The sequence below is a fragment of the Arthrobacter sp. C9C5 genome (assembly GCF_013359735.1).
Lineage (GTDB): Bacteria > Actinomycetota > Actinomycetes > Actinomycetales > Micrococcaceae > Arthrobacter.
The window spans coordinates 127,659-143,976 of sequence record NZ_JABFMX010000006.1; the positions used below are offsets into that span (position 1 = coordinate 127,659).

General features: G+C 68.2%; 13 protein-coding genes, 1 tRNA gene and 1 pseudogene. 8 read left to right on the forward strand and 7 right to left on the reverse strand.

All coding sequences use genetic code 11. From position 1 onward, the window contains the following. The first annotated feature begins 85 nt into the window (after positions 1-85). Together fdhD and HNO80_RS06555 are read left to right on the forward strand one after the other, a co-directional pair. On the forward strand, positions 86-970 hold the full coding sequence (gene fdhD / locus HNO80_RS06550; protein WP_175322033.1) for a formate dehydrogenase accessory sulfurtransferase FdhD: 885 nt from the start codon (positions 86-88) through the stop codon (positions 968-970). 106 nt (positions 971-1,076) lie between these two features. After that, positions 1,077-4,100, forward strand: a complete 3,024-nt coding sequence (locus HNO80_RS06555) for an alpha-mannosidase (RefSeq protein ID WP_175322034.1) — start codon at positions 1,077-1,079, stop codon at positions 4,098-4,100. A gap of 222 nt (positions 4,101-4,322) precedes the next feature. Here the strand turns inward: HNO80_RS06555 and HNO80_RS06560 are convergent, their stop codons facing one another. From HNO80_RS06560 to HNO80_RS06575, 4 genes are all read right to left on the reverse strand, one after another. Beyond that, a complete protein-coding gene (locus HNO80_RS06560) occupies positions 4,323-5,045 on the reverse strand; it encodes a hypothetical protein (protein WP_175322035.1) in 723 nt (240 codons plus the stop codon). A gap of 111 nt (positions 5,046-5,156) precedes the next feature. Beyond that, positions 5,157-5,897 (reverse strand): hypothetical protein, encoded by a 741-nt coding sequence (locus HNO80_RS06565; RefSeq protein ID WP_217500669.1) that lies wholly within the window; start codon positions 5,895-5,897, stop codon positions 5,157-5,159. Beyond that, positions 5,894-6,628 carry a hypothetical protein gene (locus HNO80_RS06570; protein ID WP_175322036.1) on the reverse strand — a complete coding sequence of 245 codons (735 nt, stop codon included), beginning with the start codon at positions 6,626-6,628 and terminating at the stop codon, positions 5,894-5,896. Before HNO80_RS06570 ends, HNO80_RS06565 begins: the two co-directional genes overlap by 4 nt. 86 nt (positions 6,629-6,714) lie before the next feature. Beyond that, positions 6,715-7,527 (reverse strand): hypothetical protein, encoded by an 813-nt coding sequence (locus HNO80_RS06575; RefSeq protein WP_175322037.1) that lies wholly within the window; start codon positions 7,525-7,527, stop codon positions 6,715-6,717. 227 nt (positions 7,528-7,754) lie between these two features. On the opposite strand from HNO80_RS06575, the gene HNO80_RS06580 reads away from it, so the two are divergent. Both HNO80_RS06580 and HNO80_RS06585 read left to right on the forward strand, forming a co-directional pair. After that, positions 7,755-9,425 carry an ABC-F family ATP-binding cassette domain-containing protein gene (locus HNO80_RS06580; protein ID WP_175322038.1) on the forward strand — a complete coding sequence of 557 codons (1,671 nt, stop codon included), beginning with the start codon at positions 7,755-7,757 and terminating at the stop codon, positions 9,423-9,425. Continuing rightward, positions 9,422-11,335 (forward strand): ABC transporter ATP-binding protein, encoded by a 1,914-nt coding sequence (locus HNO80_RS06585; protein ID WP_175322039.1) that lies wholly within the window; start codon positions 9,422-9,424, stop codon positions 11,333-11,335. The genes HNO80_RS06580 and HNO80_RS06585 overlap by 4 nt, the downstream gene beginning before the upstream one ends. Here the strand turns inward: HNO80_RS06585 and HNO80_RS06590 are convergent. From HNO80_RS06590 to HNO80_RS06600, 3 genes and pseudogenes are all read right to left on the reverse strand, one after another. Then, positions 11,332-11,772 carry an NUDIX hydrolase gene (locus tag HNO80_RS06590; RefSeq protein WP_175322111.1) on the reverse strand — a complete coding sequence of 147 codons (441 nt, stop codon included), beginning with the start codon at positions 11,770-11,772 and terminating at the stop codon, positions 11,332-11,334. The two genes, HNO80_RS06585 and HNO80_RS06590, sit on opposite strands and share 4 nt — an antisense overlap. A 63-nt stretch (positions 11,773-11,835) precedes the next feature. Continuing rightward, a pseudogene (locus tag HNO80_RS06595) lies at positions 11,836-12,309 on the reverse strand (DUF6314 family protein); the annotation flags it as partial. Position 12,310: 1 nt separating this feature from the next. After that, positions 12,311-12,383, reverse strand: a tRNA-Arg gene (locus HNO80_RS06600). Between the two features lie 85 nt (positions 12,384-12,468). Here HNO80_RS06600 and HNO80_RS06605 point away from each other — a divergent pair. From HNO80_RS06605 to HNO80_RS06620, 4 genes are read left to right on the forward strand one after another with little or no spacing between them, the layout of a single operon-like run. Then, positions 12,469-13,263 carry a DUF998 domain-containing protein gene (locus tag HNO80_RS06605; RefSeq protein WP_175322040.1) on the forward strand — a complete coding sequence of 265 codons (795 nt, stop codon included), beginning with the start codon at positions 12,469-12,471 and terminating at the stop codon, positions 13,261-13,263. Between the two features lie 42 nt (positions 13,264-13,305). Continuing rightward, complete coding sequence (locus HNO80_RS06610) at positions 13,306-14,172, forward strand: hypothetical protein (protein WP_175322041.1); 867 nt, start codon at positions 13,306-13,308, stop codon at positions 14,170-14,172. Beyond that, positions 14,169-15,692, forward strand: coding sequence for a lipase family protein (locus HNO80_RS06615; protein WP_175322042.1), 1,524 nt, complete (start codon positions 14,169-14,171; stop codon positions 15,690-15,692). Before HNO80_RS06610 ends, HNO80_RS06615 begins: the two co-directional genes overlap by 4 nt. A 40-nt stretch (positions 15,693-15,732) precedes the next feature. Then, positions 15,733-16,146, forward strand: coding sequence for a hypothetical protein (locus HNO80_RS06620; RefSeq protein ID WP_175322043.1), 414 nt, complete (start codon positions 15,733-15,735; stop codon positions 16,144-16,146). The last annotated feature ends 172 nt before the right edge of the window (positions 16,147-16,318 follow it).

The following is a 16,318-nucleotide window of genomic DNA, read 5'->3' on the forward strand; positions in this document are numbered from 1 at the left end:
CCCGGGCAGAGTTCATGATGGATTCAGGGGCGAGCCGCCGCAGCAGGCGGCCGAACCCGTACTTAACGCTGATGAGGAGTATCCGATGGGCCGCGTGACACAGCGCCGCAAGGTGCACAAATTTGTCCTGGACGGCTCGCCCCAGGCGCTCGAGTTCCCGGTCCGGCACCGGGAAGACGTGCTGGCGGTCGAGGAGCCGCTTGAGATCCGGTTGGGCAATCTGTCCTTCTCCGTCACGATGCGGACCCCGGGCAACGACTTCGACCTTGTCGCCGGGTTCCTGGTCTCGGAGGGCGTCATCTGGTCGCCGGATCAACTCGTCTCGCTGCGCTTCTGCGCCGGCGAGGACGAGGACGGGGTCCAGACCTTCAACGTCGTCGAAGCGCAGCTGCGCCCCGACGTCGTCCGGCCCGACACGGGGCGCAACTTCTTCACCTCCAGCTCCTGCGGGATCTGCGGCACCGACTCAATCGACGCCGTGCGCAAGTCCTCGCACTTCAGCCCCGCCGCGGACCCGCTGACCGTGCCGGTCGAGACCCTCGCCTCGCTGCCGGACCGGCTCCGGGAGGCGCAGGCCGTTTTCGACGTCACCGGCGGCGTGCACGCGGCGGGACTCTTCCGGATTTCCGACGACGGCTCGGCCGAGCTGCTCTGCCTGCGCGAGGATGTGGGCCGGCACAACGCGGTGGACAAGGTGGTGGGCTGGGCGCTGCGCGAAGGCCTGCTGCCCTTGAGCGGGACAGTGCTCCAGGTTTCCGGCCGGGCATCCTTCGAACTGGTGCAGAAAGCCTCGCTGGCCGGGATCCCGGTGCTGGCCGCCGTCAGCGCGCCCTCCAGCCTGGCCGTGGAACTCGCCGAGGCCAGCGGGATGACCCTGGCCGGGTTCAGCCGGGGCACCACCTTGAACGTCTACGCCGGCCACGAACGCGTGTCCATGCGGCAGTCGTCGGCCAGCGGCGCGCTCGCATAACCCACGTTGGCTTAACCGCGGCGGCCGACGTAGATTTTATCCATCGACTGGACACAAGGGTCGACCACGACTTCGCAACACCGGCACCAGCGCTAAGAGGATCACATTGCACGACGACCGCCGTCTCACGGAAGTCCGGCTGGACCGCTTTCTGCGCGAACGCATCATCCCCGCCGTGTACCCGCGCCGCGTCCCGCTCGCGCTGAGCAGCTGGGACGTCCCCGGGGAACCGGTCCCGGTGCAGGACGCGCTGCGGCAGAAGTTCATCCCGCAGGATCAAGGCGCGGCGTGGGGGCAGCCATGGAGCACCAAGTGGCTGCGCCTCCAGGGCGAGGTCCCCGACTCCTGGGGCAGCAGCGCGGACACCGCCGTCGAAATCCTGGTGGACCTGGGCTTCAGCGGTGATCTACCCGGATTCCAGTGCGAGGGCACGGCCTGGCGGGCCGACGGATCGGTGATCAAGGCCATCTCCCCGCGGAACCAGTACATCCCCCTTAAGCTGCTGGGCAGCGGCATGTCCGTGGACTTCTTCGTCGAAGCCGCTGCGAACCCCGACCTGTCGCAGGGCTGGACCTTCGCAGCAACTCCATACGGCGATAAGGCGACCGCCGGCACCGAGCCGCAGTACCGGCTGGGTCCGATCGTCATCGCCGAGCTCAACCAGGCCGTCTGGGAACTGCACCAGGACATCGCCACGCTGAGCGGGCTCATGCATGAACTCCCGATGGAGCTGCCCCGACGGCATGAGATCCTCCGGGCGCTGGAACGGATGCTGGACGTCATGGACCCGGACGATGTCCCCGGGACCGCCGCTGCCGGCCGTGCGGCGCTCGCCGAAGTGCTCGCCCGGCCGGCCTACGCCTCGGCCCACCAGCTCGTCGCCACCGGCCACGCGCACATCGACTCCGCGTGGCTGTGGCCCGTCCGGGAAACCATCCGGAAGTGCGCGCGGACGTTCTCCAACGTCGTGGCGCTGATGGACGAGGACCCGGCGTTCGTTTTTTCCTGCTCCTCGGCGCAGCAACTGGCCTGGATCAAGGAGTACTACCCGGAGCTGTTCGGGCGCATCCGGGAAAAGGTCAAAACCGGCCAGTTCGTCCCGGTGGGTGGCATGTGGGTCGAATCGGACAGCAACATGCCCGGCGGCGAAGCCATGGCGCGCCAGTTCCTGGAGGGCAAGAGCTTCTTCCTGGCCGAGTTCGGCGTCGAATGCCAGGAAGCCTGGCTGCCGGACACCTTCGGCTACTCCGCCGCGCTGCCGCAGATCGTCAAGGCCGCCGGCAGCCGCTGGTTCCTGACCCAGAAGATTTCCTGGAATCAGGTCAACCGGATGCCGCACCATACCTTCCACTGGGAAGGGATCGACGGCACCCGGCTCTTCACGCACTTCCCGCCGGTGGACACCTACAGCTCCGAAATCAGCGCCCGGGAGCTGGCGCACGCCGAGCGCAACTACCGCGACCATGGCCGCGGCACCATGTCCCTGCTCCCGTTCGGCTACGGCGACGGCGGCGGCGGACCCACCCGGGAGATGCTGGCGGCGGCGCGGCGCAACGCTGACTTGGAAGGATCGCCGAAGGTGCGGCTGGGCTCGGCCGCGGAGCTCTTCGCCAGCGCCGAGCAGGAATACCAGGGCCTCCCGGTCTGGGTGGGCGAGATGTACCTGGAACTCCACCGCGGCACGTACACCAGCCAGGCCAACACCAAACGGGGCAACCGGCGCAGCGAGCACCTCCTCCGGGAGGCGGAGCTCTGGTGCGCCACCGCGGCGGTCCGAACCGGCGCCCCGTACCCGGCGGCCGAGCTCAAGCGGCTCTGGCGGCTGGTGCTGCTGCAGCAGTTCCACGACATCCTGCCCGGCAGTTCGATCGCCTGGGTGCACCAGGACGCGGAACGGAACTACGCCGCCGTCGCCCGCGAGCTGGAGGCGATCATCGCCAGCGCCGCCGCGGCCGTGCTCGGGGAGGGCGAGCAGGAGTTCCTGCTCAACGCCGCCCCGCACCCCCGCCGCGGTGTCCCGGCGCTCGCCGCCGCCAAGCCCGTCCGCGCGGCCGCACCCGTGCAGTCCACGGACGCCGACGGCGGCTACGTGCTGGACAACGGGATCATCCGCGCCGTGGTGAACGCCGACGGACTCCTGGTCTCGCTGCGGGACCACGGCAGCAGCCGTGAAGCGATCGCGCCGGGGGAGTTCGGCAACCTGCTCGAGCTGCACCGGGACACCCCGAACGAATGGGACGCCTGGGACATCGACGCGTTCTACCGCCGCAACGTCACCCCGCTGACCGAGGCCCGTTCCGTGACGCTGGAACGCGACGGCGGGGCCGCCGTCGTCGTGGTGGAGCGGCTGGCCGGAACCTCCGTCGTGACCCAACGGATCCGGCTGGAGCCGGGCGCGGCGTCGCTGGCGATCTCGACCGGGGTGGACTGGCAGGAACGCGAGAAGCTGCTCAAGCTCGGCTTCGCCTTCGACGTCCGGGCCGACCGTTCCGCCTCGGAGACGCAGTTCGGCCATGTGTTCCGGCCCACCCACCTCAACACCTCGTGGGAGGCCGCCAAGTTCGAGATCTGCGCGCACCGGTGGATCCACGTGGCCGAGTCCGGGTACGGCGTCGCGGTCTCGAACGACTCCAGCTACGGTCACGACGTCACCCGAAGGATCCGCGCGGACGACGGCGGCACCACCACCATCGTCCGGGTTTCGCTGTTGCGGGCACCCAAGTTCCCGGACCCGAACGCGGACCGCGGCTGGCATGAACTGACGGTCACCGTGCGGCCCGGCGCCAGCATCGCCGACGCTGTCCAGGAGGGTTACCGCACCAACCTCACCCCGCGCGTGGTCAGAGGAGCCCGCGGTGCGGAGCCGCTGTTCACGGTCTCCAATCCCGGCCTCGTGATCGAGGCGGTCAAACTGGCGGAGGACGGCTCCGGCGACGTGATCGTCCGCCTGTACGAGTCACTGGGGGAGCGCTCCGCCGGCACGGTCTCAGCCAATTTCGCCGCCACGGGGGTGTGGACCGTGGACCTCCTGGAGCGTCCCGCGGACGCACCAGGCGTAACGATTCGGGACGGTGCCGCGGAGCTGGCACTGCGGCCGTTCCAGTTGCTGACCCTAAGATTCCAGCGCTGAGCCTTCTTTTTCGGGGATCAAGCGGCCAGCCGAAGCTCAAGGCCCGTTAAACAGGCTGAGTGGGAGCGGTCCTTGCGGACCGCTACCACTCATCCCCCCAATGGCGCTTGGACGCTCCGCCGGGATCCGTAAGACTGAATCCCCATTCACGAAAGCCGGCTGGCGTTTTCACACATTCATGATTCTCTCACGCTCTAATGATTTTGTGAATCCCCTGGCTTACTACTTTGGAAACGTTGCCGGAGTGTTACGTGGCGGCCGGCCGCTTTGCCCGGAGAGCCAGAAGGCGAGGAGTCCCAAGACGTATCCGAGCACCGCTAGGTAGTTGACGAACAACCGGGGCAAATCCCACGACTCCGGGGCAAAGGACACGGGGACGCTCGCAATGGCCGCGACGGCTCCCACCATGGTCAAGGCGGCGCCGGTCCGCACCAGCCGTGGCAGGGTTGCCTTGATAACTGCCAGCAGTGCAGGGAGCAGGAGCAGCGAAACGAACGCCGGGTAGCTGCGGCCGGCTGCCGCATAGAGCGGGGCGAGGACGGCGTTCCGGGCGTTGTCCGCCACATCCTGAAGCCCAGTCGACGAACCGCGCGTATCCATCAGCAGGAACGCCACCGTCACCGCCAGGCAAGCGGCTGCCAGCCCCCAGCGTCCCGCACGGCCCGTGATCAAGCCGTGCGCACGGGTGGCGCCGAGTCCCCTGGCCAGCCGCGACCCCACTAGGAAGACCATTCCGAAGACGATGAAGCGCAAGATCAAATTGGTCAGATTCCAACTTCCCAGCGCCCGGTCGATGGCCGCGTAGGGTCCATGGATGCTGAGCAGGCTGCACAGCGTGGCGAGGAACAGGATCCCGAAAACTGCCCTGCTCCTGCCGCGGAGGGCATCCGGCAGACGTAGCAGCAGGGCTATGCCGCAGATGATCAGCGTGCCCCATTCGAGCATGTCCACCTCCTGCTGACTCTGCGCCGCCGTGGCCGCCGCTGACACCGCGGGCCTTCGGGGTACCTCACCTACTATGTTGAATCTATCGCGGCGTCGTCCGCAGGAGCTGCATCATTCGGACGTTCCGGCGGGCTGCGACCGCGGCCTCCGCTTCGCAGCCATCCGCCCCACCCAGATCAGGACGAGCCCGAGCACCAGGAAAAGAATGCCGGTGTAGTTGATGACAAATCTCCAGCAACCCAGTCCGGGCGGAATGAGCGGGAAGCCCAGCGTCAAGGCCATTGCCACAGAGCCGACGGCCAGGGAAACGGCGCTGCCGCGGATGATCAGCGGGAGCCGGCTGCCGGCCGTCCGGATCATCGCGGGAAGCAGTGCCAGCAGGACAAAGGCCGGATAAAGCCGGCCGGCGGCCCCGTAGTACTCCACGAGTACGCGGTTGCGGCCGCTCTTTGCGGCGACCTCGACGAGCCCGGCGGATGACCCGGCCGTGTCCATCATCAGGAAAAGAACGATGACCACGGCGGAGGACAGCACCCCCATGCCGATGCCCACCGGACCCGTTAGGAAGCGCCGGGCGTCCTCGGCGCTGAAGCCTTTCGCGATCTGGAGGCCCAGGAAGAATACCGCGGCAAAGCCAACGAACCGCAGCACCACATTCGCTACATTGACGCCGCCCAGGAAGCCGTCAATGGCGTCATACGGTTCCTCGATGCTCAGCAGGATGGCCGCCATCAAGAGCACCAGCACGTAGAAGACGGGCCGGTTTTCACCCCGCCGGGCGCTGGGTATCCGGGCAAGCGCGACGAGGGTGCAGACTGCGAAGGTGCTCCATTGCAGGGCCGTGACGATCATCCGAGGTTCTCCCAAATCTTTTCCGTTTGCGCCTGCTCCTGCTCCTGGCGGCGCAGCGTCTTGCCCAGGGCTTGGAGCCGCTCCCCGGCCAGGGCAACAAGCTCGCCGTCAGAGAGGGCATCCAGTGCGGACTGCCGGGCATCCACGGGCCAGCCGGCTTCAGCCTCGGTAATCAGCCCGGTCGCGACGAGGCCGCCGGTCAAGCCCACGCCTCCGGCGCGCGAGGTTGCCACGGCAAGTTCCGGCGAGAGTCGGTTGGCGGTCAGCTGGGCCGAATAGTTCTGCGGGGCGACGCCGGTGGCGGCGGAAACGCGGTGGCGGAGTTCGCCGTCGTCAATGGCGTCCACCCAGTTCCGCACCGAGGTGGCGTGCGGGGCCGGGCTGAGCGCGCGGAGCGTCCCGGAGCCGTCTTTGGGATCCGCGGCAGAACGGGTGATGACGGCCTGCAACAGGTCCATGGTGGCGACCTGGCTGACAAGCTCGGCGGGGGTGGGAGGCTGCGCCAGCCGGGTCAGGTCCGCGAATGTGCTGAAGTTGGCGAGCGATTCAGCGGGGTTCAGGCCGAGCGCCCGGCTGATGCTCACCACGGTGGTTTCGGCGACCTTGCCGCGCACCAGTTGCTGCGCCAGAGTGGTGCGCTTGAGGCCGGAGATCCTACAAATGTCCGCGGTGCTCATTGCCGGGGCAACGCTATGGAGCCAGAGTTGAAACGCTTTGGCGGGTAGTGCCATCTATGACTTTCTGCAGGGTCGTGCGCGGACTGAGCTGCCGGGCCGCCACACCGGCGGAGAAGCCCGGTGCCGCGACCTTCACATCATCATAATTCTTCAGCCGCAATGTTTTCTTGACCCGGCGCGCGGTGCGCGTCGGCCAAGGACGGGTAGTTTCGCGAGCCGCGACGCGCGGCCACCCTTCCCAGCCAAATCAGGGCCAAACCCGCCACCAGCCCGAGCACCGCGGTCGAGCTGATGAAGTACTGGAGGAAGACCAGCGGACCGGGAAGCAGTTCACCGAACACCAGCAGGATCATGGCTGCAGCGCCGACAGACAGGACGGCCGCACCGCTACGGACCAGCCCGGGCAGCCGGGACCGCATGGCCCCGACCGTGGCTGGCAAGAGGCACCCTGCAACGTAGGCGGGATACAGCCGCCCGGCCGCCGTGTAGAGCCGGATCAGCTGCCTGTTATCTTCGCTTTGGTCCGGAATTGCCGCCATCCCCACCGAGGTGCCCGCCGTATTGGCCATCAGGAACGGAACGATCGTTGCGAGGGCAATGACCGCCAGCACGGAAAGGCCCACCGGACCCAGGAGAAGCGGGACAGTGGTTGGGTGGCCGAAGCCCCGCGCGATTTTGTACCCGGCAAGCAGGACAGTTCCATAAATCACGAAGCGCAGCAGGAGATTCGCGTAGTTGTGCGAACCGAGCCAGGCATCAATGACCGTGTAGTTGGACTCGATACTGAGCATCACGGCGAAGGTGGCCAGTGCGAAGACGCCAAATAGCGAGCGATTCTCGCCGCGCAGGGCGGACGGCGTCCGGAACAGCGCAACGAGTGCGCACACGAACAGGGTGGACCACTGTAAGGCAGAAATCATTGATGGGGTTCCCTTGGTCGGCTCGTCGGACATTCCCGCTGTTCCCTGGGAAACTTCTGGAGGCGGGGCCGCCGCGATTTTACCGGCGCCGGCGATTCAACTATGCTAGATGCTCGAACCCGCTGGTCCGTACACCCCCCAAGTCCGGACCAGCGGGTTCTTCTATGCCCGGCGGGATGTCGGCGGATTTTCAGCGAATTTCCGGCCCCGGACGGCTGCCTGCGACCGTCCGTTTTGGGCCTCGATGAGAGAATGGACGAATGACTGCAACCCTTGTTGCCAAGGACCTTTCCGGTGGTCACGACCACCGGACGCTCTTCTCCAAACTCTCCCTCACCGTCGCGCCGGGCGACGTCGTCGGCGTCGTGGGCGCCAACGGCGCCGGCAAATCCACGCTGCTGCGGCTGCTCGCCGGCGTCGACCAGCCGCAGGAGGGCACGGTGAGCCTTGCCCCGGCCGACGCGTTCGTCGGGTGGCTGCCGCAGGAGCATGAACGGATCGACGGCGAAACCGTGGCCGGCTACATCGCCCGGCGTACCGGCTGCGGCCAGGCGACGGCGGACATGGAGTCCACCGCGGAGGCGCTGGGGGGCGGTGCCCCCGGCTCCGAGGACGCGTACTCGGCGGCGTTCGACCGCTGGATGGCATCCGGCGCCGCGGACCTGGAGGACCGGATTCCGCCGGTGCTGGCGGACCTGGGCCTCGAGGTGGGACCCGACGCCGCGATGACCGGGCTCTCCGGCGGGCAGGCCGCCCGGGTGGCGCTCGCGGCCCTCCTGCTGAGCCGCTTCGACATCGTGCTCCTCGATGAGCCCACCAACGACCTCGACCTGGGCGGCCTGGCCAAGCTGGAGGCCTTCGTCCAGGGCCTGCGCGGCGGCGTCGTCCTGGTCTCGCACGACCGGGAGTTCCTGGCCCGCTGCGTGGCCACGATCGTGGAATTGGACCTCGCGCAGAACTCCGTCGCGGTTTACGACGGCGGCTACGAGGCCTACCTGGAGGAACGCGCCGTGGCCCGCCGGCACGCCCGGGAACGCTATGAAGAGTTCGCCTCCACCAAGGCAGACCTGGTCTCCCGCGCCCGCACGCAGCGTGAATGGAGCTCCCAGGGCGTCCGCAACGCGATGAAGAAGAGCCCGGACAATGACAAGATCCGCCGGGCCGCGAACACCGAGTCCTCGGAGAAGCAGGGCCAGAAGGTCCGCCAGATGGAATCACGGATCGCCCGGCTCGAGGAAGTCGAGGAACCACGCAAGGAATGGCAGCTGCAGTTCAGCATCGGGGCGGCGCCGCGCTCCAGCGCCGTCGTCGCGACCCTGCGGGACGCCGTCGTACACCAGGGGGACTTCACCCTGGGGCCGGTGAACCTGCAGCTCAACGCCGGCGAGCGGATCGGCATCACCGGGCCTAACGGTGCGGGCAAGTCCACCCTGCTGCGCCTGCTGCTCGGCGTGCAGCGGCCCGACGCCGGCGACGCGTCCATGGGCGCCTCGGTGGCGGTCGGGGAAATCGACCAGGCCCGCGGGCTGCTGGCCGGGCGCCTCTTGCTTGCCGACGCCGTCGAAGCGGTGCTGACGGACCAAACCCCGGCGGAGGTCCGCACCCTGCTGGCCAAGTTCGGACTCAAGGCCGACCACACTTCCCGGCCCGTTGACTCGCTCTCACCCGGCGAACGGACCCGGGCCGCGCTGGCGCTCCTGCAGGCCCGCGGAGTGAACCTGCTGGTCCTCGACGAGCCGACCAACCACCTGGATCTTCCCGCGATCGAGCAGCTGGAGGAAGCCCTCGACAGCTACGACGGCGCCCTGCTGCTCGTCACCCACGACCGCCGGCTGCTGGAAAACGTGCGCCTGGACGTGCGCTGGAACGTCGTCGACGGCGTCGTCACCGAACTGTTGGGCGCGAACGCCCCGAAAGGCACCAACAAATGAGCATGGACCGGGTTGCCTGGAGCTCCCTTTACAACATCACCCGCGCCTCGAGCGGCTCCAAGCCGTTCTCCAAGGAACTCCTCAAGCGTGTGTTCGGCTTTGCCCGGCCACACCGCGGCCGGCTGATCGCCTTCGTCCTGCTGTCCATCGTGATGGCGGTCCTCGCCGTCGCCACGCCGGTGCTCGCCGGCCAGGTGGTGGACGCGATCATCGCGAAGGCGGACGCCGGCACGGTGATCTGGCTGGCCGTGCTGATCGCGATCGTGGCGGTCGCCGAGGCCGGGCTCGGGCTGGTGACGCGCTGGCTGTCCTCCACCATCGGCGAGGGCGTGATCGTGGACCTGCGCACCAAGGTCTTCGACCACGTGCAGAAGATGCCGATCGCGTTCTTCACCCGGACCCGCACCGGGGCGCTGGTCAGCCGGCTCAACAATGACGTGATCGGCGCGCAGTCTGCCTTCGCCGGCACGCTCTCCGGCGTCGTCAGCAACGTGGTAGCACTGGCCCTCACACTCGTGGTGATGCTGAACAAGTCCTGGCTCGTCACCGTGCTGGCGATGATCCTGCTGCCGATCTTCCTCATCCCGGCCCGCCGGATGGGCTCCAAGCTGGCCGAGCTGCGCCGCGAGGCGGCCGAGCACAACGCCGCCATGGGCACCCAGATGACGGAACGCTTCTCCGCCCCAGGCGCCACCCTGGTGAAGCTCTTCGGCAGGCCGGACGAGGAATCCCGCGAGTTCGCCCTCCGCGCCGGCCGCGTCCGGGACATCGGCGTCCGCACCGCAATGCTCCAGTTCACCTTCGTCACGGCCCTGACCCTGGTTTCGGCCCTGGCCCTCGCGCTGGTCTACGGCCTGGGCGGCTGGCTGGCCCTTGGCGGGCAGCTCGCCGCGGGCGACGTCGTCGTGCTGGCACTGCTGCTCACCCGCCTTTACGCGCCGCTCACCGCGCTCTCCAACGCCCGGGTGGAAATCATGAGCGCCCTGGTCAGCTTTGAGCGCGTCTTCGAGATCCTGGACCTCAAGCCGCTCATCCAGCAAAAGCCGGACGCGGTGGAATCGCCGCGCGGCCCGCTCTCGGTGGAGTTCGACGACGTCCGCTTCTCCTACCCCTCGGCGGACAAGGTCTCGCTGGCCTCCCTCGAGGACGTCTCCACGCTGGATACCCGCGGCGGCGAGGAAGTGTTGCACGGGATCAGCTTCCGGGTGGAGCCGGGCCAGACCGTGGCCCTGGTGGGTTCCTCGGGCGCCGGCAAGTCCACCATCGCGCAGTTGCTCTCACGGCTCTATGACGTAGATTCGGGTGCAGTCCGCTTCGGCGGTGCGGGGTCCGGCGCCGGCGTGGACGTCCGCGACCTCACCTTCGATTCGATGCGTGAAACCCTCGGCATGGTCACGCAGGACGGGCACCTGTTCCACGAGAGCATCGCCTCCAACCTGCGCCTGGCCCGCCCGGGCGCCAGCGAGGAGCTGATGTGGGACGTGCTGCGCCAGGCCCGTCTTGAGGACATGATCCGCTCCCTGCCTGACGGGCTGGACACCGTGGTGGGGGAGCGCGGCTACCGGCTCTCGGGAGGCGAACGGCAGCGGCTCACCATCGCCCGCCTGCTCATCGCCCAGCCGAGGGTCGTGATCCTGGACGAGGCCACGGCCGCGCTGGACTCGACCAACGAGGCCGCCGTGCAGGAAGCGCTTGGCGCGGCGCTCGAAGGCCGCACCGCCGTCGTGATCGCGCACCGGCTTTCCACCATCCGCGCCGCCGACGCCATCCTGGTGGTCGAGGACGGCACGATCGTTGAGCGCGGGACGCACAACGAGCTGCTCGCCGCCGAGGGACGCTACGCGGAGCTCTACCGGACCCAGTTCGCCGAGGCCACCGCGGTGGCCGCCGAGGCGGTGCCGGAACTCTAGCTTCGGCGGTCCGCCTGGGTCGCCTGGTCCGCGAGCAGCGGCAGCACGTGGTCCGTGAGCAGGGGTGCCAGGTCGTCCGGCAACTCGCCGGACAGGTCCAGCCAGCGGATCTCGGCGATCTCCGCCGACGGCTGCGCGGTCGGGCCGCTTGTCGAGTTGATGAGGGTGGGCGCGGTGAACACCGTGGCCTCGATCTGGGTGGCGGCCTCATTCGCGGCCTCCGCCAGCCAGCTGCCGAAGGGCACCAGGTCTCCGGGGGCGACGATGATTCCCACTTCCTCCTCGAGTTCGCGGGAGGCGGCCTGGGCCGCGGTCTCGCCGGCCTCGGGCTTGCCGCCCGGGTGCATGAACTTGTCCGTCCCGCGCTTGCGGACGGTCAGGAGGCGTCCGGCGTCGTCAAAGACGCAGACGGCGGACACCACGATGCGGGGATTCACGCTTGCCGGTCCGGCCGCCACGGGCACGCCGGCCACATCGTGCGCAGCCGACCGGCGCAGCACGGAGTCGAGCAGCAGGTCCTTGGCCGGACCCGTGACATCCCAGCGGTAGCGGAAGTCATCCGGACCGAGCTTGGTGTAGCCAACCCGGTAGGTGTCCGGATCGCACCAATGCTGGTCCCGGTTTTCCTGCCCGCCGAAGCCGATGCGGTGAAAGGGCCGGCCGTCGGGGAAGAACATGTCCATCGTCGCCGGTGTTGCCGAGGGTTTGAGCAGATACTCGCGGCTGGCCGGGCCGGTAAAGGGTGCGCCGCCGGCCGGGTTCCACTGCACGGTGCCTTCTTCGCGGAAGCGGAGGCCGCCGTCGTTGGTTTCAGTGAAACGGACGACGCCGTTAAAGGTGCCGCGGCTGCCGGTGGTCCGGTCCAGCATGGTGCGGTCCACGCTCCAGCTGCCCAGCAGGTAGGCGCGCAGTTCAAAGCGCGGCTCAGAGGGCTGGTCAAGTTCCGGGCCGGCGCCCGGCGTCTGGGAGTCCAAGTGCCCTCGATTGGAATCGAACCAACGACACCGGCTTTAGGAGAGCCGTGCTCTATCCACTGAGCTACGAGGGCGGGCGAACAGACGGGCGGCCGTCGGCCGGCCCGTCGGGACACGGATACAAGCATACAAGGTGGGGGCGCGTACTACGCTCTTGGCATGACAGCCTCTGCCCCGACGGTTTCCCGGGAGCTCCTCTACATCCCCGATGTGGCCTCCACCCGGTTCTATCTCGGCGCGCTCGCGAAATTGAGCGTGCTGCAGTATTTCGTCGCCGAGGCGGCGGTGATCGGTGCCTGGGCGGGCCGGGAGCCGTACAGCCGGCGCACCGGCTACATCAGCGATCTCGGCGCCCTTGGCTGCGGCGGATTCTCCGGCCGCGACGTTTGCTCGCCGGCTCACCTGCTGATGAATGCCTCGTTCGTGGTGCAGGGGATCGGCATGATGGTCGGGGCGCTGCTGCTCAGCTCGGCCGTGATCGGTGTTGCCGCCCGGGCCGGAACCAGGCTCGCCGTGGCCCCGGGCCGGCCGTCGCCGTCGACCGCGGCGTTTGCCGCCCGCTCGCTGAGCCTGACCGCGGGCGCGGGAACCGTGATCGTGGGACTGGTGCCGGAAGACGCCGGCTCCGGCTGGCACGTGGCCGGCGCGCTCATGTACTTCGCCGCCGGCGGTCTGGCCCTCCTGCTGGTCGGCTGGCTCTGGCGTAAACAGACACCGCTGGGCTGGTTTATCCTTGCCTGCGGCGCGGTCGCCCTGGCCGCGCTCATCGCCGGCGGAGCGACGGGGACGCGGGTTCCGGAACCCGGCACGCTGGAACGGCTGATGGGGTACCCCATCACGATTGGCACGGCGGCACTGGGACTGGTCGTCGCGCAGCGCGTCCGGCAGGAGCTCGTTGTGCGCAAGCATGCGCGCGTGCAGGGGAGTTCTCCCCATCCCGCCGGTCGCGCCTAGCCAGTAGGGTGAGCGCACGGTCTGAACTATTTGGGGGGAATCGTGCGGCAAAGTATTGGGGATCCTGATCTCAACATTTTTGAGATCAGCGGGCTGGCCTGGGCGGCCGCCGTTGACGGGGCGCTGAGGGCACTTGCCGCCGAACCGGAGATCGACTTTGCCGCCTACCAGCAGTCCGCAAACGCCCTGGCACTGGGCTCGCTGGAGCCGGCGGACACCCGGCGCCTCGACGCGGAACTTCGCGAGGCAGGCATTGTCGGCCCGGACGGCACGATGCCGGATCAATGGCTGCTGGCCGTGCTGATCGCCGTCAGTGCCCCGATCCGGGTCACTGTCGTCGCCCGGACCGGGGTGCACTCCGCGCACGCCGACCTGGGCCTGGCTGGCGGGCGCGGAATCGCCGTCTCCTACCGGCGGCGGATCCGGACCACGGACGCGGGGAGGGCCGTGACCGGGATACAGGACGTCGTCGAGGTGGCCCTGTTCGAGGAACAGCACGCCTGGTCCGCCGTGCGACGGATTCTTCCGGACTTTGCGGAGCTCCAGGCCGGCCCAGGAAGCGCCCGCAGCATGGACGGCGGCCGCACACCGATCAGCCCGCAGCAGCTTCAATCCCTTGGCAGCGCCGAGCTGCAGCGCGACGTGAAGGACGCCGTCCTGGCCCCGCGCTGCACCGTGCACCTGGACGTGGTGGCGGCCCAGCCCGGGACAACGGCTGCCTTCCGCGCCGCGGATGTCTGGCACCTGGCGGAAAAGCTGTATTCGGTGCGGACCAGCGGCGACGACGGCGGCCGTTCCCTCGTGATGGTGGACGTTCCGCCGGGGGATGTGGCCAGGGAACTGTTCTGGCGGCTGCTCGGGTCGCGCGAGTTTCTCGCCGGCTCCGCGGGTCCGGCGGCGCGACGATGAGCCTGCAGGGAATGGATGTGGAGTCCGGACGCCGGCTCAGCGAAGAACTGGACCGGGCCGGCGAACGGCTGCTGGCGATGAGCGCCAGCCTGACCCCCGCCATTGCCGCCGCCGCCTGGGCCGGCAAGGACGGCCAGCGGTTCAAGGACGAATGGGCCGGGCACCGGCAGCGGCTGATCGGGGCGGGAAACGCGCTCAAGGCGGCGTCGGACGCGGTGGCGCGCAACGTCGAAGAGCAGCTCGAAGCCAGCAACCATGGCGGCGGGTCGGGCGGTTCCGGCGGCGGTTCCGGCAACGGTTCCGGCAACGCCGGCCGTTCCGGGGCCGGCGGCTCCCTTTTCCACCGACTGGGGCTGGACCGGCTGGCGGGCGGGGTTGCCGACACGGCAGGGGATCTCTGGAACCAGGGCGGCAAGATCCTCAGCACGGTGGGAGCCGCGAGCGATTTCGGCTGGAACTGGCTCCAGGACGGCGCGCCCCTGCCGGTCAGGAACCTGATGGATGCCCAGGCCAACGTGCTGGACCAAGTCGGGCACTACGGAGACATGGGCATGCGGTGGCTGAGCACCGGCGAGCCCCCCTCGCTCACCGAAATCGCGTCGAACGGCGTCCTGCTCAGGGCCGGACTCCTCTCCTTGGCCGCCACCACGCTGAGCGTGGGTACCTACAACCCGCATCTCCTCGACGATGGGCGGCCGGTGGCTGGCGAGCCGCTCCCCGTCCCGGTCGGAGAACCCGCCGGGACGGACAAGGACGGCCGATTCAACACCCCGGTGCCCTCGACCATCAGCGCGATCCTGCAGACCACCAATGCCGCCTACGGCGACGAAGGCAAACCTGGAACACCCGACGCGGCCGTCCGCATCACCACGGTCCACAAGCCCGGGGAACCGGACGCCTACATCGTCAGCATCCCGGGAACCACGCGTTGGTACCCCGACGGCGCTGCCAACGCCACCGACCTGACAGGCAACCTGGAACTGGCCGGCGGCAACTTGTCCACGGCGTCCCAGGCGGTCCGCCTGGCCATGGAAAACGCAGGGATCCCGGACGGGGCGCCTGTCATGCTGTCCGGCCATTCGCAGGGCGGCATGATTGCCGCCGCCCTGGCGTCGGACACTTCCTTCACCAACCGCTTCAACGTGACGAACGTCGTGACCTTTGGCTCTCCGGTGGACTCCGCGCCGATACCGGCCCGCATCGACGTCCTTGCACTGCAGCACGCGGGTGATCCAGTCCCCAAAGTCGATCTCGGGGACCTCACGGTGGGACAGGACGGAAGAGTTTCGGCCAGCCAGGACAATGGCGCGGTCAAGGTCACACTGCCTAATCCCGCCGTGGCGCCCGGCGTTGCCGGGATCGGCTATCACGACGGCGGCGAGTACGTGAAGTCCACCGGCAGTCTTGAGCACCAGGGACCGATCGCCGACTACGCTCAAAGGGAGTCAACCCAGCAGTTCCTGACCTCGGACCCCGGCCAGGTCAGCTCGACCGTTTCAAGCATCTCGCGAAAGCAATGAACGTGAGCCGCCCGACGCCGGACCATAGCGGAAGTTATCAATGAAGAAGCTATTTCACCCCATTGCAGGAGCACTGATCATGGGCATTCTCGCGGCAACATTGGCGGCCTGCGGCCTGGGCGGGCCTTCCGAGGCGGATCAGCTGGAGGCCGCCCTGCAGAAAGCCGGAATATCCGTCACGGGGGTGACCGCCGTCCAGGCCGACGCCAACGTTAACACCTCCGGCAAATTCATCACGGTGAAACTGGTCGGTGAAAGTGCGGACAAGGCAGCGCTTACCCAGACGTTGGAACAGGCCATGCCCGCCCTGCTGGACAGCATCAAGGACGTTGAAGGCGGCACCCTCGGGGTCAGCATTTTTTCGCCCGACGACGCTGTCCATGCCGGCCCGGCTGATCTCGGATACAGCGGCTCAAGCTCGTTGTCGAGCATTCGCCAATACTTCGCCCGGTAATTACGGAATTGCCGCGCCCGCGCAAATGTGGGACTCTCGGCGATTCTGTGTCGCGGGGGTGTCTTATGTCTCATATATGCGCTTACTTGCACTATTATGAGGGCATTCACCGGAACGCTCCGGTGCCTCGTGCGGGAAAATGGGTCCAGCGCACGCCGAAATGCCGACTTTG